Genomic DNA, 24,840 nt, shown 5'->3' with positions numbered 1-24,840 from the left:
CACGCATGAGCCGTTCCGTTTCTTCGCGCGCGCAGGCGCCCTGGTTGCTGATTGCGCCGAGCCTCGTGCTCGCGCTGTTCATCATCAGCTATCCGATTTTCAACATCGTGTGGCAATCGCTGCATGAGGTATCGCGCTTCGGCGCGATCCGCGACTTCACCGGCGCGCAGAACTTCATCAACGTGTTTCAGGACCCGGTGTTTCTCGCTTCGGTACGCCGCACGATCATCTGGACCGTGTGCGTGGTGGGCGGCACGGTGCTGATCTCGGTACCTGTCGCGCTGATTCTGAATCAGGACTTTCACGGTCGCGGCGTGGCGCGCACGATCGTGATGCTGCCGTGGTCCGTCTCTTTGACGATGACCGCCGTCGTCTGGCGCTGGGCCTTCAACGACGACTACGGCATGGTCAATGTCACGCTGCAGCGGCTCGGCCTGATCGGCGGGCCGATTCACTGGCTCGCGACGCCCGAGTTCGCGTTCCCCGTCGAAATCGCGGTCGGCATTCTGGTGTCGATTCCGTTCACGGTGACGATTTTTCTTGGCGGCCTGTCTTCGGTCCCAAGCGATATCTACGAAGCCGCGCGTATCGACGGCGCGAGCGCCTGGCAGCAGTTCCGTCAATTGACGATGCCGCTGCTGCGCCCGTTCATCAACATGGCGATCCTGCTGAACGTGATCTACGTGTTCAACTCGTTTCCGATCATCTGGGTGATGACGCAAGGCGGCCCCGACAACAGCACGCACATCCTCGTCACTTACCTGTACGAACTCGGCTTCCGGCTCGGACGACCCGGCGAAGCGGCCGCTGTTTCGCTGATCATGCTCGTGATGCTGTTCGTGTTCTCGATCGCTTATCTACGTCTGCAACGCGCGAAAGAAGGAGTGCCATCATGAGTCTGAGCGCGAAGACGAAACGCTCGCTGTGGTGCTGGATCGCCCTGTCGCCGCTCGTGATCGTCATACTGTTTCCGTTCGCGGTGATGTTTTTCACCGCGGTCAAACCGGCCTCGGAGATCTTCGTCTATCCTGCGCGCTGGCTGCCGGTGCAGTGGCAGTGGCGCAATTTCATCGACATGTGGGACGCGGCCAACTTCGGCGTCGCGCTGCGCAACAGCACGATCATCAGTTTCCTGTCCACCGCGCTCGCACTCGCGGTGAGCCTGCCCGCCGCTTACGCGCTCGCGCGCTTCCCATTTCGCGGACGCGGCCTGTATCGGCAGTTCCTGCTCGTCACGCAGATGCTGTCGCCGATCCTGCTGGTGGTCGGCCTATTCCGGCTCGCGGCGATGATTCCATGGGGCGACGGCAACCTCGTCGATTCGAGGATCGGCGTGATCGTGTCGTACGCGGCGTTCAATATCGCGTTCGCGGTGTGGATGCTGTCGTCGTACTTTCAGACCGTGCCGCAGGATCTCGAGGAATCCGCGTGGCTCGAAGGCTGCAGCCGCACGCGCGCGGTGTTCAAGGTGTTTCTGCCGCTCGCGGTGCCGGCGATCGTCGTGACCGCCATCTTCACGTTCATCAATGCGTGGAACGAGTTCGCGGTCGTCTATACGCTGATCCGCTCGCCGGAAAACAAGACGCTGACCGTGCAGGTGACCGATATGGTCGCGGGCAAGTACGTGGTCGAATGGCATCTGGTGATGGCCGCGACCTTGTGCGCGACGTTGCCGGTTTCGATCGTGTTTGCGTGGTTGCAGCGATATATGGTGAAGGGGCTCGCGCTCGGCGCGGTGAAGTGAGTGAATGCGCGGCGCGTGCCGCGCAGTGTTCGCTTGCGGGTCGCGCGTCAGTCGGTGCCGCGCACGATGCGCAGATCGCGTTCGACGCCATCGCCCAATGCGGCCAGCGCCTTCTTGTATTCCTCGCTTTCGTAAGCGGCGACGGCCGCCTCGTACGTCGGGAACTCGATCACGACGGTGCGCTCCTTAAGGCCCTGCTCGCGCGCCTCGTCCGCCACACCTCGTACGAGGAACTTGCCGCCCGCCGCCGCCACGGCGGCCGGGGCCAGTTGCGCGTATGCGGCCAGTTTCTGCGGATCGTTCGTCTTGCGGTACGACGACACCCAATAACCTTTGCTCATTCAAATCTCCTTGTGTGATGGACCAACGCGGGACTAAAGCGGACCTAAGCGGTCGCGGTCTTACATAGTAGCAAAGCGGGCTGGCTCGCGACGCCGAGCGGTACCGCGCAACTATCTCTTTCAGCATCGCCAAAACGATTTAGCCATTAAACGTTTTGTGCACTAGGCTTGCCTTTGCACACTTCAAGCGATGGTCCAAAGGAGACAACGAATGAGCGAGCGTTACGAGTCGTTTTGCGCATGCTGCGGCGGTCCCGACCACCGGGCGATGAGCCGCCGGACTTTCATGAGCCTGCTTGCGGGTAGCGCCGCCGGACTGGCCATGCCGCCGGCGTTCGCCGCGGACACACCCGCCGTGCCCACGATTGCTTACGACTCGATTGCCAACCCCGTACGTTTGCCGAACGACAGGTACTTCGGCGAATGCTCGGGCGTCGCGCTCAATTCGCATGGTCACATCTTCGTGCTGTCGCGCGGCAACACCACCGGCCCCGCATATGGCGCGGCCGCCGCGCAACTGCTCGAGTTCGCGCCCGATGGACGCTTCGTGCGCGAGATCGGCCACAACCTGTACGCGTGGTCGTTCGCGCACACTGTGAAAGTGGACCGGCACGACAACATCTGGGTCACCGACAAGGGCTCGGACATGGTGATCAAGTTCACGCCGGAAGGACGCGTCGCGATGGTGTTCGGCCGCAAGCAGGAAGCATCGGACGAAGAGACCGCGCCGCTCAAGCATCCGAATCCGCCGCTGCCGTCCGAACCCGGACGCTTTCGCCAGGTGACCGACGTCGCGTGGGACAAGGCGGGCAACACCTATATCAGCGACGGATACATCGACTCGCGCGTCGCGAAGGTCGATCGCGACGGCAACTGGCTGAAGTCATGGGGCGATCGCGGCACGGGACCGGGGCAGTTCCATACGCCGCATAGCATCGCGGTCGATGCGCACGACCACGTTTATGTGGCCGATCGCAGCAACCGGCGCATCCAGGTGTTCGATACCGAGGGCACGTTCCTGCGCCAGTTCACGATCGACGTACCGGTGCCGCCGGACGCGCGCCCCGCGATCGGCAACATGCCGAGCGAAGCGGACCTCGCCGCGGGCACGTTCGCGCCGGGCTCGCCTTGGGCGATCTGCATCTCGCCGGGACCGAATCAGGTGCTCTATAGTGCCGACGCCTTTCCGGGCCGCATCTACAAGATGACGCTCGACGGCAAAGTGCTCGGTGTGCTTGGCAAAGCGGGCAAACAGCCGAAACAGTTCGGCTGGATTCACGAGATGGCGTGTCCTTCGGAAAACGTATTAGTCGTTGCCGAGTTGCTGAACTGGCGTATTCAGAAACTGGTTTTGCATGCGTGATGGACGAGGGCCGCCGCATTCGTCTGTGATGCGGACGCGGACCGGCCCTATCGATGTCAAGCCGTCTCAGTCGTAACGACGATGCTTGTGATGGTGCTTGCCCGATTGGTAGCCGCGCGAGTAGTCGTTGACATATGAGTTCGAGCGCGAGACGTTGCCGCCGAGCGCCGAACCCGCGCCGCCGCCGAGCGCCGCGCCAACCAGGCCGCCGGTGCGGCCGCCCATCGCGTTGCCGGCCGCGGTGCCCGCCCCGCCACCGAGTGCGCCGCCAATGATCGCGCCGGTGCGTTCGCGACGATTCGACGTGACCGCGCCGCCCGCCCCGCCGCCCACTGCGCCGCCGATCACCGCGCCGGTGCTGCCGCCCACCGCGCCGCCGACTGCCGCGCCGGCCACGCCACCGAGCGCGCCGCCGAGCATGTTGTTCATATCACCGGCGAGTGCCGGCAACGACGCCGCGGCGCTCAATGCAGCCACGGCAACCATCTGGATGATCTTCTTGGACATATCGGGTCTTTGTTTTAGTGAGACGGCGCCGAGTATAGCGGGGCTTTCGAAAGGCCTTTGTAACCACCACAGTCCGTGGCGGTAAGACGTGTAACAAAATGAATGGGGCATTGTTTTTTGCGGTGACCGTGAAAAACCAGGGGCCGCTCGAGATGAGCGGCCCCTGGAAATTGAATGCCGATCGGTGAATCAAATCTATCCTTCTACCCGCGCCGCTTCTTCAATTCGATCGTCTCGAACAGATCATATTCCGGTGTCGGCGTCTGATCCGCGCCCGGCGCATGGTAGTAGTTCATCGTGATCGTGGTGTCGCCGCCGGGCTGCCCCGGATCGTAGTCGAACACAGCGATGCCGTAGCCGGTGCCGGTGTCGCGTTGGGCGGACCAGATTGCGTCTTCGACCGCGTCGGCGCTCGCGCGCACGAACGTGCCCGCCGTCGTCGAGGGCATCGGGCGATTCGGCTTCGTAAAGATGCGCGCCTGCGGCAGGCCTGTGCCGGTATCGACGCCATACACGTCGAGCGGCGCGCTCGTGCCGCCGCCGCCGAGAATCAGGTGGATCGTGCCGTGGCTCGTATCGAACGTCGATGCACCCGCCGATACCGCCGACATGATCGGCTTGGGCTGCAACGTATCGACCGGGTGCCCCGTCGCCATGTCGGTGCCCTTGTTGTGATTGCAACCGCGCAACGGATAGCTGCGCTCGTAGTCGTGATCGTGACCGCACAGCACGAGGTCCACACCATAGCGATCGAACAGCGGCAGCCACGCTTCGCGAATGCCCTTGTCGGAACCGTTGCCGGTCTTCGACGAGCTGAGCGCGTCCTGATGCATCTGCACGATGATCCAGTCCACGTCGTTATCGTGCGACGCATGCTGCAGCACTTTTTCGAGCCAGCGCGTCTGCTCGCCATTGCTATAGCCGCGCACGTACAGCGACGTGCCCGCCGGAATCGGCGGATTGCCGGTGCTCGCGACCGGCGTCAGCGGCGCGGGCCCGGCGACGAAAGCGGCGGCATCCTGATAGACGACGTCGTCCGCATCGAGCGAAATGAACAGCACCGAGCCGACGCGGAAGCTGTACCAGCGGCCCGGAAAACGCGTGTGATTATCGGGCAGCACGTAGCGCGACAGATACGACGCAAGGCCCTGCTCGCCGTTGTTGAATTCGAGCTCGTGATTGCCGGGACACGGCATCCACGGCCGATTCGACGCCGACGTCTGCGCGTTGTTACCGAAGTCGCGCCACACCTCGGGCTGCTGCGTCGGATTCAGATTCGCATAGCAGAGGTCCCCGTTCAGCAGATGGAACAACGGCTGAAAGCGCTCGACGGCCGCCACCGCGAAGCGGCTTTGCGGCGACGACAGCACCCATTTCGTATTCGGCGTCGCGAGATCGCCGTAGCTCGTCCAGCGAAACGGCGCGCGGCCACGCGGCGCGGTACGAAAACTCGCGGTGAAGGGTTGCGCTGCGTTGCCGTCGTTATCGGCCGTCACTTCGTACTGATAGCTCGTGTCGGCCTTCAATTCGCGCACGCGTGCGTGATAGTTGAATACCACCTCGCCGTTGATGCCATCGGTGTAAGTGCTTTGCACCGCGTGCACCGTATGTTTCGCGTGGTCCCCGTTATTGGCGCCGCTTATGCGCACCTGCGGATTGACCGCGGGCGCGAGCGACGACCACGACACGGTAATTTCGCTCGTCGGGTCGCCGCCCCAGGTCAGATGGATCTGTTCGGGCGTGCCATCGGGTGTGCCGCTATTGGCGCCGCGCGCGGTCGATGCGAGCGCGCCCGCTGCCGTCGCGAGACCCGATGCGCCGGCGAACTTCAGAAAGCCGCGACGCGAGACGATCGATGCGCCGTGCTCATCGGCAGGCGTTGTCTTGACGAGTATTCTGTTCGACATGTCCGGTATGGTTGTTCAGGTGGAAGAATGCCAGCGCAAAACAACGCCCCGCGAGGCGAGCGCGGACGGAAAGTGACGGACGATCGTAGCCGGACGGCGATGACAGCCCGATGAAACATCGGGCGAATAGCGGAAGGAGGGTTCGATATCGAAAGGTCTATAAAAACAAATTGCCGGTGCATCGCGTGATTCGATCGCGCGCATGCAACCGGCAATCCGCTTGACGTCCGTTCAGGTCTGGGAGCTTGTATCGTCCGCGGCTTGAGCGTGGTTGGCGTCGTCCTGCTTCTCTTCTTCTTTCTTTTCCACCAGCGCTTCCAGCTTTCCAGCGCCTTCGAAACCGGCGATAGCGGCCAAGCCTTTGGTCAGCAGACCCGCTTCGGGATCGACTTTCTCCGCTGCTTCAACGGCGGCAACCGCACCGGCAATCTTGCCCACTTCGTCCAGAAGTCCCATGTCGCGCTCCCACAAAAATAAGTGAAGCTGCATCGTCTCACGAACTTTATGGCATGTCGTCAAATGTTACATCGCTTAACGATGAAGCTTTCGGAGTGAAATTTAAACGGCTGCCTCACGCGCGGGCGGGCGGCTGCGGATTGTTCGCGGGATTCGTGTCGTACCGTGACACGCGAACAATACCGTTCGCGTCGATCAGCTTCGACAAGCCGGCCTCGAGGGCATCGGCGACGTCCTTGTCATACACTTCGTCGCCATTCACATAGAGCGTGAACGACTGCAGGTACTTCGCCTTCTTCTCCGGGTTCTCGATGGTTTGCCGTGTCCATTGATAGAGCGGGTAGTTCTCGATGCCCATTCTCTCCGCTTCGCTCACGTAGTCCGCGAATGCATCGAACTGGCATTTGAGCGTTGCGTGATGCGTCTGCAAAATGGCACGTAGCGCTGGATGCGCGGCGCACGAAGGGTCAGCGCGCAGCGAGTTGGCGAGTTCCAGCGACGCGGTGATTCGCAGTTGAAATTGCAAGGGAGACGACATCAAGACCTCGATCGCATCGGTAACGGATATCAAAAGTCCGCAGGCGCGGCCTTGTCGGCGACACGCGCGTCGAGCACCGCTTCGCACTGCTCGATTTCTTCGTTGCACATCGGCTTGCCGAGCAGATAACCCTGCGCATGGGTGCAACCGCATACGCGCACAAAATTGAGCTGCTCCTGGGTTTCGATGCCCTCGGCCGTGGTCGGCATGCCGATCTCGCGCGCCAGCGCGACGATGCCGCGCACCACGGCCGCCGATTCGCGCCCATGCACGGACTCGCGGACGAACGAACTGTCGATCTTCAGCTTGTCGAACGAGAAGCGCACGAGCGTGGACATCGTCGAAAAGCCGGTGCCGAAGTCGTCGAGCGCCAGCCCGATACCCAATGCGCGCAACCGGGTGATATTGCGGCGAGTCACTTCGTCGTCGTTCAGCAGTGCCGTTTCCGTGACCTCGAGATTAAGCCGCGTCGGCGGCAGCCTCGTTTTCCGAAGTATTGCCGTCACCGTCGATGCGAACGATTCCTCGCGCAACTGCACCGGCGATACATTGACCGCGACGATCACCTTGTCGCGCCACGTCGACGCCGCCATGCACGATTGCAGCAGCACCCATTCACCCAACGAGAGGATCAGGCCGGTGCGCTCGGCGGTCAGAATGAACGCGGACGGCGACAACTCGCCGCGCGTCGGATGGGCCCAGCGAATCAGCGCCTCGCGGCCCGCTACCGCGCCGGTATTCAGATCGATGATCGGCTGATACTCCATGCGCAAACCATTGAACGACTTCAGCGCGCCTTCGAGGTCGCTGCGCAGCAGGCTCAGGCTTTCGTCGGATGCGTGTTTCTCGGCATCGAAAATTGCGAACGCGCTTTTGCCGCTGCGCTTGACGCCGTACAACGCGCGGTCCGCGCAGATCAGCAATTGCGGACCCGTTTGCGCATGTTCGGGATAGAGCGCGATGCCGACGCTCGCGCCGATATGCACGAGCGCTTCGCTCAACACGAACGGCCGCGCCAGCGTTCTGACGATGCGATCGGCCAGCACGCGCACGTCGCGAAGCTGCCCGGCGTCGTCCGAAATCGCGACGAACTCGTCGCCCGCCAGGCGGCCAACCTGGTCGCCGCTCGGCAGCAGATCGCGCAAACGGGAGGCCGCTTCCTGCAGAATCTGGTCGCCGGCGGCATGACCGAGACTGTCGTTGATCGCCTTGAAGCCGTCGAGGTCGATCAGCAGCACCGCGAACGCCTCGCCCTGCCGCGTCGAACTCTCGCCGGTGCGTTCGATCAGCAACTCGCTGATATGCGCGCGATTCGGCAAACCGGTCAGGCTATCCTGGCGCGCGAGGCGATGACTGTTTTCCCGCGCGAGCAGCAACGCAACGGTGTCGCGATTACTGCGCAGCGCGACCGTGAAGAAGCCGGCCGCGCAAAACGGAGCCTGAAATAGCAGCACGAGCTTGCCATTGCCCGGCGACATCGCCGCGCCGACACTCAGAAAGCTGAGAATAAAAACGATCTGCAATAACGCAAGCCGCGGCGTGCCCGCATTGCGTCCGGCCAATCCGCCGATCACACCGACCGCGCAAACGTTTCCAAGCAGAAAAAGCGTGGGACTTCCGCTGATATTGCACAGGAATGTGCCAAACCCGAATAACGCGCTCCATAACAGACTCACGAAAATAAACGCGGAAGTCGGCGTGGCCAGCCCTTCGGCGGCCCGCATGCGGCATAGCCAGATCAGCGTGAGCCGCGCGATCAGCAATGCGACGACCGCAATGCCCCACGCGGCATATAGAGGAATCGGATAAAGATAATACGCGGTTGCGCAAACGCTGATTTCGCAAATCGATGCGAAAACGATCGATGCGGTTCGCGTGAACAGGTTGGCAAGCAGAATCTGCCGGTTGTCCGGACTGAGGTTCTGGGCCGAGGATACGACCCACTTGAAAAATGGAGATCTTGGTTCGGTAAAAGCCATGACCTGCGCATTCGACGGTGGGTGGGTCCGAATCGGCATGCGAATGGACGGCTCGTGCAGCGATTACATAAACATAAGGTATCAGATTAATGCATGCAATGGCGTGAAATGACCAGCACCCGTGGATCAAAAGCACTGCATGAGAGCGAATCCCGACTTGCTCGACGGAGTACGAGCGTTCGGATTGCATGTTGTTGCAGCGCAACGGGCCGCCCGGTATAGCGCGATTCCGAAGTTGCGGAACGGCAATAAAAAAGAGGAAGAGCGTGGCTCTCCCTCTTTGATGATTGTCGCAGCCCCGGCTTCCCGAGTCGCGATCGCCGGCCTCGCTTAGTCGTACAGTACGGCCGCGATCTTCGGATCGTTCATGTTGGTCTTGTCGTACCAGTAGAAACCGGTGTCGATCTTCTTCGGCAGCTTCTCGCCGTGCAGCGCCTTGACCGCCGAGTCGACCGTGCATTTGCCGATACCGACCGGATTCTGCGTAATCGCGCCGGCCATCAAGCCCGACATGATGTTCTCCTTCTGCTCCTTGCCGGAGTCGAAGCCGATCAGCACGAGTTTCTTGCCCGATTCCTTGACGCCGATCGCCGCGCCTTCTGCGGAACCTTCGTTTGCACCGAAGATACCCTTCAGGTTCGGATTCGCCTGGATCATGGCCTTGGCAATTTCCGCGGACTTCAGGTGATCGCCGGCGCCGTATTGCACGGACACGATCTTGATGTTCGGATGCTTCGACTTGATCTGATTGACGAAACCGTCGCGGCGATCGACACCGGTGCGGCTCGTCTGGTCGTGCACGATCACGCCGACTTCGCCGGAATTGCCGATCAGCGCGGCCATCTTGTCGGCGGCGAGCGCGGCGGCGGCGACGTTGTCCGTCGAGCAGGTGGTCAACGGAATATCGCTGTCGACGCCCGAGTCGAATGCAATCACCGGAATCTTCTCGTTCTGGGCGCGCTTGAGCAAGGGGATGGCCGCCTTACTGTCGAGCGCCGCGATGCCGAGCGCCTGCGGCTTCTTCGCGAGCGCGGCCGACAGCATGTCGATCTGCTTATCGACCATCGCTTCCGTTTCCGGTCCCTCGAACGTGATCCTGACGTTGTTCGCTTTCGCGGACTGCTCGGCGCCCGATTTGACGGCTTGCCAGAACTGATGCTGGAAGCCTTTCGAAATAAGCGGAATATACGGCTCGTCCGCATACGCGAGACTACTTCCGCCGACGAGCGCACCGACACCGACCACGATACCGATCAGTCTTCTCTTCAACATGAGGCCTCCTCCAATGGTTGGGCTATCAAGCCGCTATCGAGCTTTCGAGGGAGCCTTCACGTGCCCTCTCTCTCCTGCTCCTGCTCCTGCATTCCCTGCTTTTTTGCTGCTGCCTTGCTCCTGCGTCAACTTCTCCGGCTGCGCCGCAGGATATCCGCATACACCGCCAGAATGATGATCAAACCGGTCACGACGATCTGCCACTCCTGCGCGACCGACATGATGCGCAGTCCGTTGGTCAGCACGCTCATGATGAAAGCGCCGATGATGGTGCCGAGTATCGTTCCCGAACCGCCGCTCAAGGACGTGCCGCCGATCACGACCGCCGCGATCGCATCGAGCTCGTAGCCTTGACCGAGCGCCGGTTGCGCCGAATTGAGCCGCGACGCGATCAGCAGACCCGCGATGCCGCAGATCGCGCCGCCCACGCCGTAAATCGCGATCTTCCAGCGATCGACATTGACGCCCGAGAGCCGCACCGCTTCCTCATTGCTGCCGAGTGCGAACGTATAGCGGCCGAGCGCGGTGCGATTGAGTGTAATAGAACTGACGATCGCGAGAAAGAACAGGATCAGTACCGCATTCGGAATCGGCACGCCCGGCAGGAAATAGCCGATCAGCGAATCCTGAGAAATGCGGTAGAAGTTCTCGGTATCGGTGAAATAGATCGGCTTGTCCGCCGACACGACGAGCGAAAGACCTTTGAGCAGCATCATCATGCCGAGCGTCGCGATGAATGGCGGGATCTTCATTTTGGCGGTCAGCGTGCCCGATACCGTTCCGCATACCGCGCCCGTCGCGAGTGCCGCGAGCACGCCCGTCCACATCGGCAGATGCCAGTACGTGAGAAACACTCCGCAAATCACGGCGGTAAATGTCATCAACGTACCGACCGACAGATCGATGCCACCCGTAATGATCACGAACGTGGCGGCGATCGCCAGCACGCCATTCACAGCTGTCGCCTGAAAAATGCCGAGGATGTTGTCCATCTGCATGAAGGCCGGCGACGCGAAGCTGAAGAACACCAGCAACAGGATAAGGCTCGCGAACGCGAGCATCTTTTGCACGGCGGTCGGCGCGAAAATTCGCGCTTTCAGCCCGGAAGTGCGCCTTTCGTTGTCCAGCGCCGCGGTATCCGTTCGCAATGTCATGTCGTAGACCTCTTCAGGCTTGTACCGTTTTCAGGGTTTCGCGCAGCGTCGCGAGATGCATGATGCGCTCCTGCGTCGCTTCGCTGGCGGACAGCTCGCCGGTAATGCGGCCTTCGCACATCACGACGATGCGGTCGCTCATGCGCAGAACTTCCGGCAGCTCGGAGGAGATCATCACGATCGCCTTGCCTTGCGCCGCCAGCGAGCGCAGCAGCTTGTAGATTTCGCTTTTCGCGCCGACGTCGATGCCGCGCGTCGGTTCATCGAAGAACAGTACATCGCAATCGCGCTCGAGCCATTTCGCGATCACGATCTTCTGTTGATTGCCGCCCGACAGGAGCCGCACCTGCTGCGTCGCCGAAGGCGTGCGAATCGCAAGCAGCTTGATGAAGTGCTGCGCTCTTTTGCGAATCTGCCCGCGGCGCAGAAACATATTGATTGACAGGAACTTGCCGAGGTCAGCCATCACGATGTTCGATTCGACATCCATTCCCGTCGCGAGACCGAAGCGCTTGCGATCTTCGGACAGGTAGCCGATGCCGCGCTTGACCGCATCACTGGGCCTCTTGATCGACGCCTTCACGCCTTTCACGAGTATCTCGCCCGATTCGACCGGATCGGCGCCGAACACCGCACGCGCGACCTCCGTGCGGCCCGCGCCCATCAAGCCTGCGAAACCGAGTATTTCGCCCTTGCGCAATTCGAAACTGACGTCGCGCACGAGTGGACCTGCGACGAGATTTCTCACTTCGAGCGCGAGTTCGCCTTTCACCGGCGCGCTCTCGACCGGCGTCACATCGCCCAGCGTGCGTCCGACCATCATGCCGATGATCGTCTCGACGCCGGTGCCCTCGGTCGGCACGGTGGCCACATACTCACCGTCGCGCATCACGGTCACGCGATCGGTGATCGTGCGCGGATCGAGTTTCACGTGCATGCGGGCAAGGATCTCGCTTGCCTGTGCATTCAGTTTGTCTTCATCGAGGAACAGACCCAGACCCTTGCGCGGCTCACGGCCGATAAAGATGTTCTGCGCGATGCTCAGATGATTCATCAGTTGCAGTTCCTGATGAATGATGCCGATGCCGACAGCTTGTGCGTCGCGTGGACCTTGAAAATCGACGTGCTTGCCGTCGAAGAGAATTTCGCCGGAATCGCGCGTATAGACGCCGGCGAGAATTTTCATCAACGTCGACTTGCCCGCGCCGTTCTCGCCCATCAGCGCATGAACCTCGCCGGCCATGAGTTCGAACCGGACGTCATGAAGCGCTCTTACGCCCGGAAAGCTCTTGCAAAGATTGTTGACGGAAATGAGTGGATTCATGTGCTGGTCTGTCGACGGCTGCCTATATCATCAACGTGTTTACGGTGGAGCTTTTCACGGCTTGAACAACGGCTTTCATTCCAGCTTTCATTCAAGGCGCGAACAGGTCGGGCCGCTCTTTTGCGGACCGGTGCAATTCGGCGACGACCTGGTCGAGGTGATCGTGCATCGCTTTCGCGGCCGCATCGCCGTCGCCGGCGCAAAGGGCCTTGAAGATGCTCTCGTGCTCTTCCAGCGTATGCGTGAGCCGTTCTGGACTCGCGAGCAATTGTCTCGCGCGGTCCAGCGCATTGCGCGACACCGCGACGATCTCCTTCACGCGCGGCAGCTTCACCGCGTCGAGCAGGATTTCATGGAAAGCCAGATCGAGCGCGTGAAACGCCAGACGTTCGCCACTTCCAGCCAGACTGCGCTGCTGATCGAGATTGCTTGCCAATGCGTCGAGCGTCGCCGTGTCGTGCATCAGCGCGACCCCACGCACCGTCTCGACTTCCAGTGCGCTGCGGATGAACAGATGCTGGCGGATGTCGTCGAGCGCGATCGGTTTGACGCGCGTGCCGCGTTGCGGCAAAACTTCGACGAGACCCGCATGCGCAAGCCTCGCCAACGCGGACGACACCGGAAAGCGCGACACCCCCATCCGTTCGCATACGGCCATCTTGTCGATCATCATGCCGGGTTCCAACGCCAACGTAACAATCGCTTCTCGCAACGCCGCCTCGACCGCGTCGGTCAAACTGCCGCGCTCGCCGCCGCCGACTTTTTGCAGTGCGACATATGGGCCACCGGCGGCATTCTCAAGTTCGGTCGAGGAATTCACGAAGGCCTTGATTTCGAGAAGACATGCTAGCATGCTAGAAAGTGAATGCCGTGTTGTCAACGCGTACAAATGCCTGGAAATAGCTAGGGATGCTTGGTATCTGGGAACTACGGACTTACCCGTACGCGTAGCAGGAACGCGCACACAGAGAGCGTGCGCACGAAACCGATCCGTCTGCGTCCGCGGACGACAAGCCGATAGCCATAGCCCGGAGGGTGCGCAGATGACAACGATCACAAGGCTGTCCGTTCGGGACATCCGGTTCCCCACCTCACGTTCGCTGGACGGCTCCGACGCGATGAATGCCGCGCCGGACTACTCCGCCACTTACGTCACGCTCGAAACCGACACGCCGAATCTCACGGGCCACGGCCTCACGTTCACGATTGGCCGCGGCAATGAAATCTGCGTGACTGCCGTGAATGCACTCACGCCGTTGATCGTCGGCAAGAAGCTCGAAGATATCGCCGCGAATATGGGCGCTTTCTGGCGCGCATTTACTTCGGATAGCCAACTGCGCTGGATCGGCCCGGACAAAGGTGCGATTCATCTTGCCACCGCGGCGGTCGTCAACGCGGTGTGGGATCTGTGGGCGAAATCCGTCGGCAAGCCGGTCTGGAAGCTGCTGGTCGACATGAGCCCGGAAGAACTCGTGCGCTGCCTCGACTTTCGCTACGTGACCGATGCAATCACGCCGCACGAAGCAGTCGCGATGCTGCATCGTCATGCGAAGACCAAGGGCGAGCGTGAAAAGGAAATGCTCGCGAACGGCTATCCGGCATATACGACATCGGCGGGCTGGCTCGGTTACGACGACGACAAGATTCGCCGTCTCGCGCGCGAAGGCGTCGCGCAGGGATGGACGCATTTCAAGCAGAAGGTCGGCGCCGATCTGGAGGAAGACGTACGGCGCGCGCGCATTCTGCGCGAAGAGATCGGCGAGAACCTGAAGCTGATGATGGACGCGAATCAGGTGTGGGACGTCGATGAGGCAATCGCGAACATGCGCCGTCTCGCCGAGTTCGACCCGTGGTGGATCGAGGAGCCCACGAGTCCCGACGATATCCTCGGTCATGCGGCGATTCGCCGGCGGCTCGGTTCGATTGGCGTCGCGACCGGCGAGCATTGCCACAATCGCGTGATGTTCAAGCAACTGCTGCAGGCGCAAGCCATCGACTTCTGCCAGATCGACAGTTGCCGGCTCGGCGGACTCAACGAAGTGATCGTCGTACTGCTGATGGCCGCGAAGTTCGGTGTGCCGGTGTGCCCGCATGCGGGTGGTGTCGGCTTGTGCGAGTACGTGCAGCATATTTCGCTGTTCGACTATATCTGCGTGTCGGCGTCGCTCGAGAATCGCGTGCTCGAATACGTCGATCATTTGCACGAGCATTTCGTGGATCCCGTGGTGATCCGCAACGGGCACTATATGCCGCCGCAAAGGGCCGGGTATAGCATCGAGATGCTGGAAGGGACACTGGACAGGTACTGGTATCCGGAAGGAGAAGCGTGGCAGGCATGATGCTGGACGGTATGGGTTGGTGTCGTCGCGCAGATCGTCGCAGCGACGAGCGACCGGCTCGAGCGCGTGGCACGCATCGTGCGCCTGAACGTGTTCATCGCGAGCACGCCGGCATTCCGTGCTCAAAGCACGGTTGCCAATGGCGCGTCGGATGTGATGGTGCAGATCTTCGGTGACGCCGGCCGTCACGCGCGCAGCGCCGTGGGTGTTGCGTCGCTGCCGGCAGGGGTCGCCGTCGAAGTCGAAGCGGTTGTCGCCTTGAAGAACGTCTGAATTCAACTCATACACTCGGAGCCGCCAATGTCTTCTCCGCTGTCGCCCGCTGTCATCGACGCAATACGTGCCCGCACACCCGGTGTTCGCAGTACCACGCACTTCAATCATGCGGGCGCGTCGCTGCCGTCGGCCGCCACGCTCGAATCAATTCACGCGCATCTGTTGCGCGAAGCCTCGATGGGACCCATGGAAGCGGGCGCGGCTGCCCGCGAACAGACCGAACGGGCGCGCACGCTCGCCGCGCGACTGCTGAACGCTCAGCCCGCCGAGATCGCGTTGACGACGGGCAACTCGCCGGGCTGGGGCGCTGCTTTCGCGGCATTGGGTCCGTGGCGCGAGGGGCAACGCATCCTCGTTGCGCGGCACGAATGGGGCGGCAATCTCGCGACGATGCGTCTTCTGGCGCAACGCGCGGGCGCATCGATAGAGACGATTCCTTCCGATGAGAGCGGCAGAGTCGATCCTCGCGCGCTCGAAGCGATGCTCGACGACCGGGTCCGACTGATTGCGCTGACGTGGCTGCCGGCCAATGGCGGACTGATCAATCCGGCCGCCGCGATTGGGCGGATAGCACGCCGTCACGGCATTCCGTATTTCATCGATGCGGCGCAGGCCGTCGGACAGCTTCCGATCGACGTCGACGAAGTCGGCTGCGATGTGCTGGCCGGCGCGGGCCGCAAGGCACTGCGCGGACCGCGCGGCACCGGGCTGCTATACGTCCGGCGGGATTTTCTGCCCCGCTTGACGCCAGCCTTCGTCGACACGTATTCCGCGCCGCTCGACGCCAATGGCGACCCTGTACTGCGCGACGATGCCGCGCGTTTCGAATCATCGGAAGCGTCGCTTGCACTGCATTGCGGATTGGCGAATGCATTGGACGAAGCGCTGGAAATCGGCATCGACAACATCCGCGCGCAGATCGATCGGACCGCGCAGACATTGCGCGAGCGGTTGGCCGCGATGGAGGGGGTGTGGGTGCTCGACCAGGGTGTCGAACGATCAGGTCTGGTGTCGTTCAACGTCGCCGGACTCGATGCCATGTCGGTGCGACGCGCGTTGGCGGCACAGGGCATCACGATCGGCTCGAATGGCGTCGCGTACACGCCGTTCGATATGACTAGCAGAGGGCTGACACAGATCGCGCGCGCATCGGTCAGCTATCTGACCACCGACGCCGAAGTTGATAAATTACTGGCTGGGATTCGGACGTTGACGCATTGAACACTCGGTAAAAGAGAACTTTGCGTCAGTCAAATGAATGGAAACGGCTCTTTCAACTCAATCGCGCGCACACGACCATGAACCCCGCCTCATCGCACCGCCTCGATTTATCAAAGTTTCCGCGCCATGCGCTTCTCGAAGGCCCGACGCCAATTCAGCACCTTGCGCGTCTGAGCGCTCGCCTCGGCGGGGCGGATATCTACGTCAAAAGAGAAGATCTGACGGGACTAGGTGGCGGCGGCAACAAGTTGCGCAAGCTCGAATTCCTGATTGGCGAAGCGCTCGCGCGCGGCGCGGACACCATCGTTACCGTCGGCGCGCGGCAATCGAATCATGCGCGCCTCACGGCGGCCGCGGCGGCTCGCATCGGACTTCGATGCGAGCTGGTGCTGACGAGAACCGTGCCACGTTTCGACCACGACTACATGGAGAACGGCAACGTGCTGCTCGATGCGCTATTCGATGCGCGCGTGCATGATCTTCCCGGCACGGAGAACGCATTGCAATTCGCGGAGGAACGCGCGAACGAGTTGCGAGCGCAGGGCCGTAACGTCTATGTGTGTCCGTTGGGCGGTTCGAGCCCGGTCGGTTGTCTCGGCTACGCGGACTGCGCAGCTGAAATCGTCGCGCAATCGCAAGCGCAAAACGTGGCCTTCGATCGCGTCGTGGTGCCGAATGGAAGCGGCGGCATGCATGCGGGGCTGGTCGCGGGTTTTGTTGCGCTGGGCCTGGATCCGTCGCGTGTTGCCGCATTCACGGTGTATGGGAATGCTGGCCACGCACGCACGGTTACTTTGGATAAGGCGAATCAGACGGTCCGGCTGATCGACCCTGGCCTAAGCGTGAGTGACGACGCGATCTCGATCGACGAAGCGCAGCTCGGACCCGGCTATGGCATTCCAACCGATAACATGCGCGCGGCTGTTCGGCTGATGGCATCGACGGAAGGTCTGTTGCTCGATCCCGTGTATAGCGGCAAAGCATTTGCGGGTCTTGTGGAAAACGTGAGCAACGGGAAGTACAGTGCCGGACAGAAAATTCTATTCGTGATGAGCGGCGGGCTTCCGGGGCTATTTGCCTACCGGAACGAGTTCTGAGCGCAGAAGCGGAGACAACGCGATGGTCTGATACGGCCGCCGTTGTCTGAAGAAAGCGCGAAGTACTTGAAGATTCGAATCGACGATTCGAAATGGTGCCCAGGGCGGGATTTGAACCCACACGCCTTTCGGCGCTACCCCCTCAAGATAGTGCGTCTACCAATTTCGCCACCTGGGCAGAGGGGCGCCATTGTATCAGCCTGATTATTTTTTTGAAGCCCCTCGCGCGATATTGTTCTGCAGTTGCAATACCGGTCTGCAGTTGCAATACCGGTCGAAAAACCGACGAGGCGTTCAACCCGTATCGCTGCCCGGCGACCGATTCGAGCGCGGCCCGGCGCCTAGCAAGAGCTCGTAAGGTCTGACGCTTGTGGGCCGCTACTCGGGTGAATGCGACAAATGGTGGGCCGCTATGCTCGTACGCTGATGCGCTGAAAGAGCGCCCTTCACGGCGAACATATCATGTCACCTCGACGCACATCTTCTTCGCGACTTCGGTATCGTCTTTTTCTCGCGTCGCTGCTGACGTCGATAACGCTGCTGCAGGGTTGCGCAACGACGGCGGAGAACCTTGCCGTAGGGTTCGGTCTCGGCGCGGTTGGCACCGTGTCGGCGTTAGGCTGCCTGCTCGCCTGCGAGATGGCCAATCCGCACTGGTGAAAGGCTGCACGGCGCGCGACGAACCGCTAGTGTTCGAAGCTCGACATCGATGACTAACGAAAACGGAGCCCCTGTGGCACACCCGCCCTTCCACCTCTACACCGACGCCCAATTCGCAAGCCCCTACGCGATGTCCGTATTCGTGACGCTTCGCGAGAAGCGCTTGCCATTCGACCTTTCGACCGTCGATCTCGCGAACAAGGCGAATCACGCCACCGACTATGCGGCCCGCTCATTGACGCGGCGCGTGCCGACCCTGATACACGAAGACTTTGCGTTATCCGAGTCGTCGGCGATCACCGAGTACCTCGAAGAGACTTTCCCCGACACCCCGGTCTATCCGCGAGATCGGCGTCTGCGCGCGCGAGCGCGCCAGCTGCAGGCCTGGCTGCGCAGCGATCTGCTACCGGTTCGCCAGGAGCGTTCCACCGAAGTCATTTTCTACGGATCGCGCGGCGGCCCGCTTTCCGCCAGCGCACAAGAAGCGGCACAAAAGCTCTTCGCCGCCGCCGATGCATTGCTTCCGGCCAATTCGCCAAATCTGTTCGGCGAATGGTGCGTCGCCGATACGGACCTCGCATTGATGCTCAATCGCCTCGTGCTGAACGGCGATCCCGTTCCGCACAAGCTCAACGAGTACGCCACGCAACAATGGCAGCGCAGCAGCGTGCAGCAGTGGGTCCAACTGGAGCGTCCACCGCTATAAAATCGACCGGCGTGGCTACCACCATGCCGAAAAGCCGTCGATAGAAGTAACAAAGACCAGCAAAATAGCTGAATACGAAAGTCTTAAAAGATGCGCTAAAAGCGAAGCGAATATTACATTCGCGTTTTATCAGACCTTCGCTGCTCCGCCATGGCCCGATTCCGCGCCCGCTCCCTTTGCTGCCTCGCGCGTACGATGCTGACAACGATCAGCACGATCGCAAGCAATGTCAATTCGATCATTGCGGGAATTCGGATGGGATCATGAAACATGGCGGGCCTCCGTCACATGATTTCATCATAGTACGCCGGGCAGGTAAGCCTGAAGTATTGCGCCGCACCATTGCCAATCTTACCGTCGCCATTACACCGGCTTTTATCCGGCTGGCAAAAGCCTCGAGTGACAAATTGAAAACATTCTGTCACGCAAAAACTTACGGGATTCAGATAGCCGTCCCTAAACAGTTTATTTGCGCTAGAGTACGTGAGCGATCAGTTGGATCGTGAGCCGTCCCGACAATTCGAAGGCGTTATCTGTCACGCGTTTGCTTGCGTGTACGGAAGAAGCACCTGGACTCGTTGAAGACATCGCCCATGCCATATTTTCCTGTCGCCTACTGTGGTCCCGCGGCTGTCCCTGAAAGCTTGTGGCTGCGCTGGAATACGGATCCGCCATTGCTCGTCGCGCTCGCTGCGCTCGCATGGTTCGTGGCCAGCAACCGCTCGGCGAATGCACGGGCGGGATGGGGCGCCGTCGCATTGATGGCCCTCGTGTTCGTGTCGCCGCTCTGCGCGTTGTCCTCGGCATTGTTCTCCGCACGCGTCACTCATCACGTCATTCTGATCGCTGCAGTAGCTCCATTGCTCGCCCTCGCGTTTCCGCTGCCGCGCCTCGCGCATCCACCGCTCGTGCCGGTGGTCGCCGCTCATGCGGTGATCATCTGGCTGTGGCATGCGCCGGGGCCTTATGCGTGGGGACTCGCGACGGTACCTGGCTACTGGCTGATGCAGATTACCTTGCTTGGCAGTGCATGGCTCATGTGGCGCAGCATCTTCTCGCCGTCGCTGCCGACCGGCCCCGCGCTGATGGCGCTCGTCGCGACGATCGGCCATATGGGTTTGCTCGGCGCGTTGATCGTGTTCGCGCCGGTGCCGCTCTACGTCGCGCACTTCGCGACCACCGCCGCGTGGGGGCTCACCCCGCTCGCCGACCAGCAACTCGCCGGACTGTTGATGTGGGTACTGGCGATGATCCCTTATCTCGCGGCAGGACTTTCGCTCGTCTGGTCAAGCCTGCGCGTCAGAGAGCCCGCGCTGTGACGACCCTGCTGAAGTTCATTCACCTGGCCGCGATCGCCGTCTGGTCGGGCGGATTGATCGTGCTGCCGTATCTGTTCTGGCAGCGCCGCGGGCTCGCGGCGGGCGCCGAACTCGACCGGCTGCACCGCATCACGCGTCTCGTATTCGTGGAGTTGACCTCGCCCGCCGCTTTCGTCGCGATTGCGAGCGGCACCGTGCTGATTTTTCTGCAGGCCACCTTCGTCGAATGGTTCACCGCGAAGATGGTGTTCGTCGGCATCATGGCGATGCTGCATGTGCTGGCCGGCCTCGTACTGCACGATCTGTATCTGCCCGACGGCAGGTTCAGCCGTGCCTCGGCGATCGCGCTGACCACCGCTTATCTGATCGTGATCGTCGCGATCATCTGGATCGTGCTGGCCAAGCCTCACATCGACTCGAACCTGCTGGCCCCGCATCTGTTCGAGCCCGGTGGACTTGGCCGCTGGCTGCATCACTCCTTCGGCGAAACGAGAATTCCGACGCCATGATCGAACACGAGCTTGCCCCCATGCCAGCCGGCGAAGCCCGTCATCACCGAGCTGAGCGCCGACAGCACGAGCCCATGCGGCAGGATCTCATCGGGGTAGTAAAGGCGCACGCCCCAGTTCGCACCCGCGAGCGCGACGAGCGTCATCGCGGCGACCGCATGCGACCAGCTCGCTTCCTTCAGGCGGATACCGCGCACCAGCAGCAGCTCGGCGGTACCGACCACGCTCGCAGCCACGCCGCTCCAGAACGCGAAACCGGCGGCCCACAAGCCGGCGCGAATCCAGAACGGGTCGCCCGTCCACCAGTAGATTACGTCGACGCCCAACGTCGCGACGACGAACGCGATCGGGAAATGCACCATCATCACGTGAATCGGATGACCGACGAGCGCCACCACCGACCCCTTGTCGAGCCGCAACAGCTCGAGCATCACTTCGCTTCGCGTCTCGTTTCCAGCATTGCCTTTGTTTGCCATGGTGGTGTGCCCTCGCATCGAATGCCTGGTGGTGCAAACCATCATAGCTGCTTGCGCCTGGCCGTCCAAGCAGGATCGCTCGCCGCGTTGTCCGGCTGCACCGGACCGCTCTCGACGCTCGAGCCATCGGGTCCGGCCGCCGCATCGATCGCCGGGCTGTGGTGGGTGATGCTGGCGGGCGCCGCGATCCTGTTCGCGATGGTGCTCGTACTGTTTCTGATGACGGTCTTCCGGCCCGGCTGGGGCTCGCACGTGTCGCCCGCGCGCTGGATCGTGCTCGGCGGTCTCGTGCTGCCGGCAGTGATCCTGATCCCGTTGATCTGCTACGCGCTGTACGCGGGCGAGTTGCTGCTGCCGCTGCGCGCGCATGCGCCCGCGCGCATCGAGGCGATCGCGCAGCAATGGCGCTGGACCTTCCGCTATCCGGAACTCGGCAACGTCGAAACCGGGAACGTGCTGCATCTGCCCGCGGGCACGCCGGTCGACATCGCCGTGACCAGCATGGACGTCGTGCACGCATTCTGGATTCCGCGCTTCGCGGGCAAGATCGACGCGGTCCCTGGCCACCATAACCTGCTGCGTATCCAGGCCAATCAGCCCGGCGAGTACGCCGGACAATGCAACCAGTTTTGCGGCATCGGTCACGCGGGGATGCACTTCACCGTGATCGTCGATCGTCCGGAAGATTTTCCGGCTGCTGTCAAAAACGCCGCCGCCAACGGGGAGGTGAAAAAATGAGTGTGCCCGTCGAGCCGCCATCACAGGGCATCAACGCGCTGCGGCTGCATCGCCAGCTTGCCGCGATCTGGGCCACCGGGCCAGGCGTGCAGAAGCTCGCTGCGGTCAACCATACGGTCCTCGGCATGCGCATGATGATCACGTCGTTCGTGTTCTTCGCGATCGCCGGGATTCTCGGCATGCTCACGCGCGTGCAACTTGCGACGCCGCATGCGGCCTTCATGGATGTGGAGACCTATAACCAGGTCTTCACGATGCATGGATCGATGATGCTGTTCCTGTTCGCAATCCCGATGGTGGAGAGCCTCGCGGTCTATCTGACGCCGAAGTTTCTCGGCGCGCGCGACTTCGCGTTTCCGCGCCTGACCGCTTACGGCTACTGGTGCTATCTGTTCGGCGGCACGATTCTGACCGTGTCGCTGATTCTGCGCAGCGCACCCGACGGCGGCTGGTTCATGTACACGCCGCTCAGCTCCAACGTGTACACGCCCGGACTGAACGCCGACGTGTGGCTGCTCGGCATCACGTTCGTCGAGATTTCGGCGCTGTCGCTCGCGATGGAAATCGTCGTGTCGATCCTGAAGATGCGCGCGCCGGGCATGTCGCTGGATCGCATGCCGATCTTCGCGTGGTACATCCTCGTCACCGCGATGATGATGATCGTCGCGTTTCCGCCGCTGATTCTCGGCTCGATCCTGCTCGAGGTGGAGCGCGCGTTCAACCTGCCGTTCTTCGATCCGACGCGCGGCGGCGATCCGCTGCTGTGGCAGCATCTGTTCTGGCTGTTCGGCCACCCGGACGTGTACATCATCTTCCTGCCGATGGCCGGCGTGCTGTCGACGATGATCCCTGTGTTCGCGCGCCGCAGGCTCGTCGGCTATCGCACGATCGTCGTCGCGATCATCGCGCTCGCGTTCCTGAGCTTCGGCATCTGGGTGCACCACATGTTTACGGTGGGCATCCCACATCTGGCGCTCGCGTTCTTCTCGGCGGGCTCGGCGATCGTCGCGGTGCCCACCGCGATCCAGTTCTTCGCGTGGCTCGCCACGCTGTCGCACGGCCGCCCACGCTGGGACGTGCCGATGCTGTACATCTTCGGCTTCTTCTTCGTGTTCACGTGCGGCGGGCTGACCGGCGTGATGCTCGCGATCGTGCCGTTCGACTGGCAGGCGCACGACACCTACTTCGTCGTCGCGCACCTGCACTACGTGGTGGCCGGCGCGCTCGCGTTTCCGATGCTCGCGGCGTTCTATTACTGGTTGCCGCTGCTGACCGGGCGCACCGCCGTGCATAACCTTTCGGTGCCGGCGTTCTGGCTCGTGTTCATCGGCTTCAACATGACGTTCTTCATGATGCACCTGACCGGCCTGCTAGGCATGCCGCGGCGCGTCTTCACCTATAGCGGCGACGAAGGCTGGAACTGGCTCAATCTGCTGTCGTCGGTGGGCAGCTTCGTGATGACGATCGGCTTCGCGCTCGTCGTGATCGACATCGTCGTGCAATTGCGTTTCGGCCAACGCGTGCGACGTAACCCGTGGCAATCGACCACGCTCGAATGGGCGATGCCGATTCCGCCCGCGCCGTACGCATTCGCGTCGATCCCGCACATGGACGCCGAAACCGAAAAGGTGCCCCCGGGCCAGCTAGCGACCTCTCTGGCGCGCGGCGAGGGTTACCTCGGTTTCACGCGCAACGGCTGGCAGGAGACGCTAGGCGTGCATATGACGTCGGGCGAGCCCGAACAGCTGATCGTGCTGCCGAACTCGACCTATCTGCCGCTCGTCACCGCGGTCGTGACCGCCGCGGCGGTGCTCGCGATGCTGTTCAAGTTCTATCTGCTGTCGGTCGCATTCGCATTCGTGACGTTTGGCCTCTTCATCTACGCGGGCCAGAGCGCGGGGCACGCACGCGATTACGGCGCGCTGCCGGTCGGCCGAGGCGTCAGCGTGCCGCCGCATACCGAGGTCGCCGGTTCTCCGTCATGGCTTTCGATGATCTGCGCGCTGATCGCGAACAGCACGCTGTTCACCTCGCTGATCTTCGGCACGTTCTACCTGTGGATTGCCGCGCCGAACTGGCCGGCAGCCGTGACGCCGCATCCGAACCGCGGGCTCGCGCTCGTCGCGGCCGTCGCGCTCGCGGTGGCCGCAGCCGCCACGCGTGGCTCGTTGCGCGCGGCCGCCGCCGAGCGCAAACCGCACGGCACGATCGGGCTGAGCGCGATCGCGCTGATCGTCGCGCTCATCGCCTGCGTGATGCTGATCAACGGCGTGACACCGAATCCGCGCGAGCATGCGCTCGGCGCGACGGCCGCGGCGCTGCTCGCCTACATCGCAGTTCACGCGGGCGTCGGGTTGTTGTTCCTCATCAGCAACGTGCTGCGGGTCGGCGCGGGCTTCGTTTCCGCGCGACGCCTGACCGATCTGCGCCTCACCCGCCTGTGGGTCGATTACACGCTGGCGACGGGCATCATCGCGCTTGGACTCGTGCTCGCGCTGCCGAGCCTCGTCGCCGTGCTGGGAGCCAGACCATGAATGCGCGTCCGCTTTCGCCGCGGCGGCTGTGGTGGCTCGCCGTCGGCTTCACGATCTGGTGTCTCGCGTTCGTGATCTTGTATGCGCTGCACGCGATCGGCTGCGCGTTCGCGTGGCCCACCGGCCCGCTGCGCGCGAGTCTCGCGATCATTCTGCTGCTGCATCTGATCGCGATCGGCTGGCTATGGCGCTATCGCGCCGCGACCCGCGACCCTGGTCCCGAACGCATCAGCTCGTTCATGCATACCGTCGTCGTCTGGACCCTGATCGCGGCGCTGGTCGCGACCGTGATCACGTTCGGGCCCGCGCTGCTGCTCACCACCTGCGTCTGAACGCGGACTGAGCGCGAGCGGGACCGCCGCACCCGGCATGGAGAAGCA

General features: G+C 62.0%; 24 protein-coding genes, 1 tRNA gene and 1 pseudogene. 14 read left to right on the top strand and 12 right to left on the bottom strand.

Going from position 1 to position 24,840, the window contains the following annotated elements:
- Positions 1-5 precede the first annotated feature (5 nt).
- Complete coding sequence (locus tag OKW44_RS14120; protein ID WP_018423757.1) at positions 6-896, top strand: carbohydrate ABC transporter permease; 891 nt, start codon at positions 6-8, stop codon at positions 894-896.
- Positions 893-1,744, top strand: coding sequence for a carbohydrate ABC transporter permease (locus OKW44_RS14115; RefSeq protein ID WP_018423758.1), 852 nt, complete (start codon positions 893-895; stop codon positions 1,742-1,744). The genes OKW44_RS14120 and OKW44_RS14115 overlap by 4 nt, the downstream gene beginning before the upstream one ends.
- Positions 1,745-1,791: 47 nt before the next feature.
- Here OKW44_RS14115 and OKW44_RS14110 read toward each other — a convergent pair whose 3' ends face one another.
- The gene (locus OKW44_RS14110) at positions 1,792-2,085 is read right to left on the bottom strand and encodes a DUF1330 domain-containing protein (protein ID WP_018423759.1); all 294 of its coding nucleotides are present in this window, start codon (positions 2,083-2,085) and stop codon (positions 1,792-1,794) included.
- A 211-nt stretch (positions 2,086-2,296) separates the two neighbouring features.
- Here OKW44_RS14110 and OKW44_RS14105 point away from each other — a divergent pair, with 211 nt between their 5' ends.
- Complete coding sequence (locus OKW44_RS14105) at positions 2,297-3,448, top strand: peptidyl-alpha-hydroxyglycine alpha-amidating lyase family protein (RefSeq protein ID WP_018423760.1); 1,152 nt, start codon at positions 2,297-2,299, stop codon at positions 3,446-3,448.
- A gap of 66 nt (positions 3,449-3,514) precedes the next feature.
- On the opposite strand, the gene OKW44_RS14100 is transcribed toward OKW44_RS14105, so the two are convergent.
- From OKW44_RS14100 to OKW44_RS14060, 9 genes are all read right to left on the bottom strand, one after another.
- Positions 3,515-3,955, bottom strand: coding sequence for a hypothetical protein (locus OKW44_RS14100; RefSeq protein ID WP_018423761.1), 441 nt, complete (start codon positions 3,953-3,955; stop codon positions 3,515-3,517).
- 203 nt (positions 3,956-4,158) lie between these two features.
- Positions 4,159-5,862, bottom strand: a complete 1,704-nt coding sequence (locus OKW44_RS14095; RefSeq protein WP_018423762.1) for a purple acid phosphatase family protein — start codon at positions 5,860-5,862, stop codon at positions 4,159-4,161.
- 231 nt (positions 5,863-6,093) lie between these two features.
- Positions 6,094-6,318: a hypothetical protein gene (locus tag OKW44_RS14090; RefSeq protein ID WP_018423763.1), complete on the bottom strand. Its 225-nt coding sequence runs from the start codon at positions 6,316-6,318 to the stop codon at positions 6,094-6,096.
- A 115-nt stretch (positions 6,319-6,433) separates the two neighbouring features.
- Entirely contained in the window at positions 6,434-6,856 is a 423-nt protein-coding gene (locus OKW44_RS14085; protein ID WP_018423764.1) for a hypothetical protein, read from the bottom strand.
- A 29-nt stretch (positions 6,857-6,885) separates the two neighbouring features.
- Entirely contained in the window at positions 6,886-8,835 is a 1,950-nt protein-coding gene (locus OKW44_RS14080) for a putative bifunctional diguanylate cyclase/phosphodiesterase (protein ID WP_018423765.1), read from the bottom strand.
- A gap of 330 nt (positions 8,836-9,165) precedes the next feature.
- Positions 9,166-10,107, bottom strand: a complete 942-nt coding sequence (locus OKW44_RS14075) for an ABC transporter substrate-binding protein (RefSeq protein WP_018423766.1) — start codon at positions 10,105-10,107, stop codon at positions 9,166-9,168.
- Between the two features lie 125 nt (positions 10,108-10,232).
- On the bottom strand, positions 10,233-11,261 hold the full coding sequence (locus OKW44_RS14070; RefSeq protein ID WP_018423767.1) for an ABC transporter permease: 1,029 nt from the start codon (positions 11,259-11,261) through the stop codon (positions 10,233-10,235).
- Positions 11,262-11,274: 13 nt separating this feature from the next.
- Positions 11,275-12,585: a sugar ABC transporter ATP-binding protein gene (locus OKW44_RS14065; RefSeq protein ID WP_018423768.1), complete on the bottom strand. Its 1,311-nt coding sequence runs from the start codon at positions 12,583-12,585 to the stop codon at positions 11,275-11,277.
- Positions 12,586-12,676: 91 nt separating this feature from the next.
- Positions 12,677-13,438, bottom strand: a complete 762-nt coding sequence (locus tag OKW44_RS14060; protein WP_018423769.1) for a GntR family transcriptional regulator — start codon at positions 13,436-13,438, stop codon at positions 12,677-12,679.
- Positions 13,439-13,628: 190 nt separating this feature from the next.
- Here OKW44_RS14060 and OKW44_RS14055 point away from each other — a divergent pair, with 190 nt between their 5' ends.
- The 4 genes and pseudogenes from OKW44_RS14055 (at position 13,629) to OKW44_RS14040 (ending at position 17,518) form a co-directional block, all read left to right on the top strand.
- Positions 13,629-14,924 carry an L-fuconate dehydratase gene (locus OKW44_RS14055; RefSeq protein ID WP_026226402.1) on the top strand — a complete coding sequence of 432 codons (1,296 nt, stop codon included), beginning with the start codon at positions 13,629-13,631 and terminating at the stop codon, positions 14,922-14,924.
- Between the two features lie 15 nt (positions 14,925-14,939).
- A pseudogene (locus tag OKW44_RS14050) lies at positions 14,940-15,197 on the top strand (RidA family protein); the annotation flags it as partial.
- 27 nt (positions 15,198-15,224) lie between these two features.
- Positions 15,225-16,421, top strand: coding sequence for an aminotransferase class V-fold PLP-dependent enzyme (locus OKW44_RS14045; protein WP_018423772.1), 1,197 nt, complete (start codon positions 15,225-15,227; stop codon positions 16,419-16,421).
- Positions 16,422-16,498: 77 nt separating this feature from the next.
- Positions 16,499-17,518: a D-cysteine desulfhydrase family protein gene (locus OKW44_RS14040; protein WP_018423773.1), complete on the top strand. Its 1,020-nt coding sequence runs from the start codon at positions 16,499-16,501 to the stop codon at positions 17,516-17,518.
- Positions 17,519-17,611: 93 nt separating this feature from the next.
- Here the strand turns inward: OKW44_RS14040 and OKW44_RS14035 are convergent.
- Positions 17,612-17,696 (bottom strand) — tRNA-Leu (locus tag OKW44_RS14035).
- A gap of 284 nt (positions 17,697-17,980) precedes the next feature.
- On the opposite strand from OKW44_RS14035, the gene OKW44_RS14030 reads away from it, so the two are divergent.
- The 4 genes from OKW44_RS14030 (at position 17,981) to OKW44_RS14015 (ending at position 20,712) form a co-directional block, all read left to right on the top strand.
- Positions 17,981-18,178, top strand: a complete 198-nt coding sequence (locus OKW44_RS14030; protein ID WP_162634082.1) for a hypothetical protein — start codon at positions 17,981-17,983, stop codon at positions 18,176-18,178.
- Positions 18,179-18,227: 49 nt separating this feature from the next.
- Entirely contained in the window at positions 18,228-18,884 is a 657-nt protein-coding gene (yfcF, locus tag OKW44_RS14025) for a glutathione transferase (RefSeq protein WP_051103837.1), read from the top strand.
- A 593-nt stretch (positions 18,885-19,477) separates the two neighbouring features.
- Positions 19,478-20,203 carry a cytochrome c oxidase assembly protein gene (locus tag OKW44_RS14020; protein ID WP_026226403.1) on the top strand — a complete coding sequence of 242 codons (726 nt, stop codon included), beginning with the start codon at positions 19,478-19,480 and terminating at the stop codon, positions 20,201-20,203.
- Entirely contained in the window at positions 20,200-20,712 is a 513-nt protein-coding gene (locus tag OKW44_RS14015) for a HemJ family protein (RefSeq protein ID WP_018423777.1), read from the top strand. The genes OKW44_RS14020 and OKW44_RS14015 overlap by 4 nt, the downstream gene beginning before the upstream one ends.
- On the opposite strand, the gene OKW44_RS14010 is transcribed toward OKW44_RS14015, so the two are convergent.
- Positions 20,676-21,188 carry a DUF2231 domain-containing protein gene (locus OKW44_RS14010; protein ID WP_018423778.1) on the bottom strand — a complete coding sequence of 171 codons (513 nt, stop codon included), beginning with the start codon at positions 21,186-21,188 and terminating at the stop codon, positions 20,676-20,678. The two genes, OKW44_RS14015 and OKW44_RS14010, sit on opposite strands and share 37 nt — an antisense overlap.
- Positions 21,189-21,275: 87 nt before the next feature.
- Here OKW44_RS14010 and coxB point away from each other — a divergent pair, with 87 nt between their 5' ends.
- The 3 genes from coxB to OKW44_RS13995 are packed head-to-tail and all read left to right on the top strand — an operon-like array spanning position 21,276 to position 24,792.
- A complete protein-coding gene (coxB, locus tag OKW44_RS14005; RefSeq protein ID WP_239499229.1) occupies positions 21,276-21,926 on the top strand; it encodes a cytochrome c oxidase subunit II in 651 nt (216 codons plus the stop codon).
- Positions 21,923-24,460 carry a cytochrome c oxidase subunit I gene (ctaD, locus tag OKW44_RS14000; protein WP_018423780.1) on the top strand — a complete coding sequence of 846 codons (2,538 nt, stop codon included), beginning with the start codon at positions 21,923-21,925 and terminating at the stop codon, positions 24,458-24,460. Before coxB ends, ctaD begins: the two co-directional genes overlap by 4 nt.
- Positions 24,457-24,792, top strand: coding sequence for a hypothetical protein (locus OKW44_RS13995; RefSeq protein WP_018423781.1), 336 nt, complete (start codon positions 24,457-24,459; stop codon positions 24,790-24,792). The genes ctaD and OKW44_RS13995 overlap by 4 nt, the downstream gene beginning before the upstream one ends.
- Positions 24,793-24,840: the final 48 nt, after the last annotated feature.

Source organism: Paraburkholderia lebeckiae, assembly GCF_050436325.1.
In the GTDB taxonomy this organism is placed as follows: Bacteria; Pseudomonadota; Gammaproteobacteria; order Burkholderiales; family Burkholderiaceae; genus Paraburkholderia; species Paraburkholderia tuberum.
Note: the sequence above shows the minus strand (reverse complement) of the source record. Positions and strands in the feature narration are given on the sequence as shown.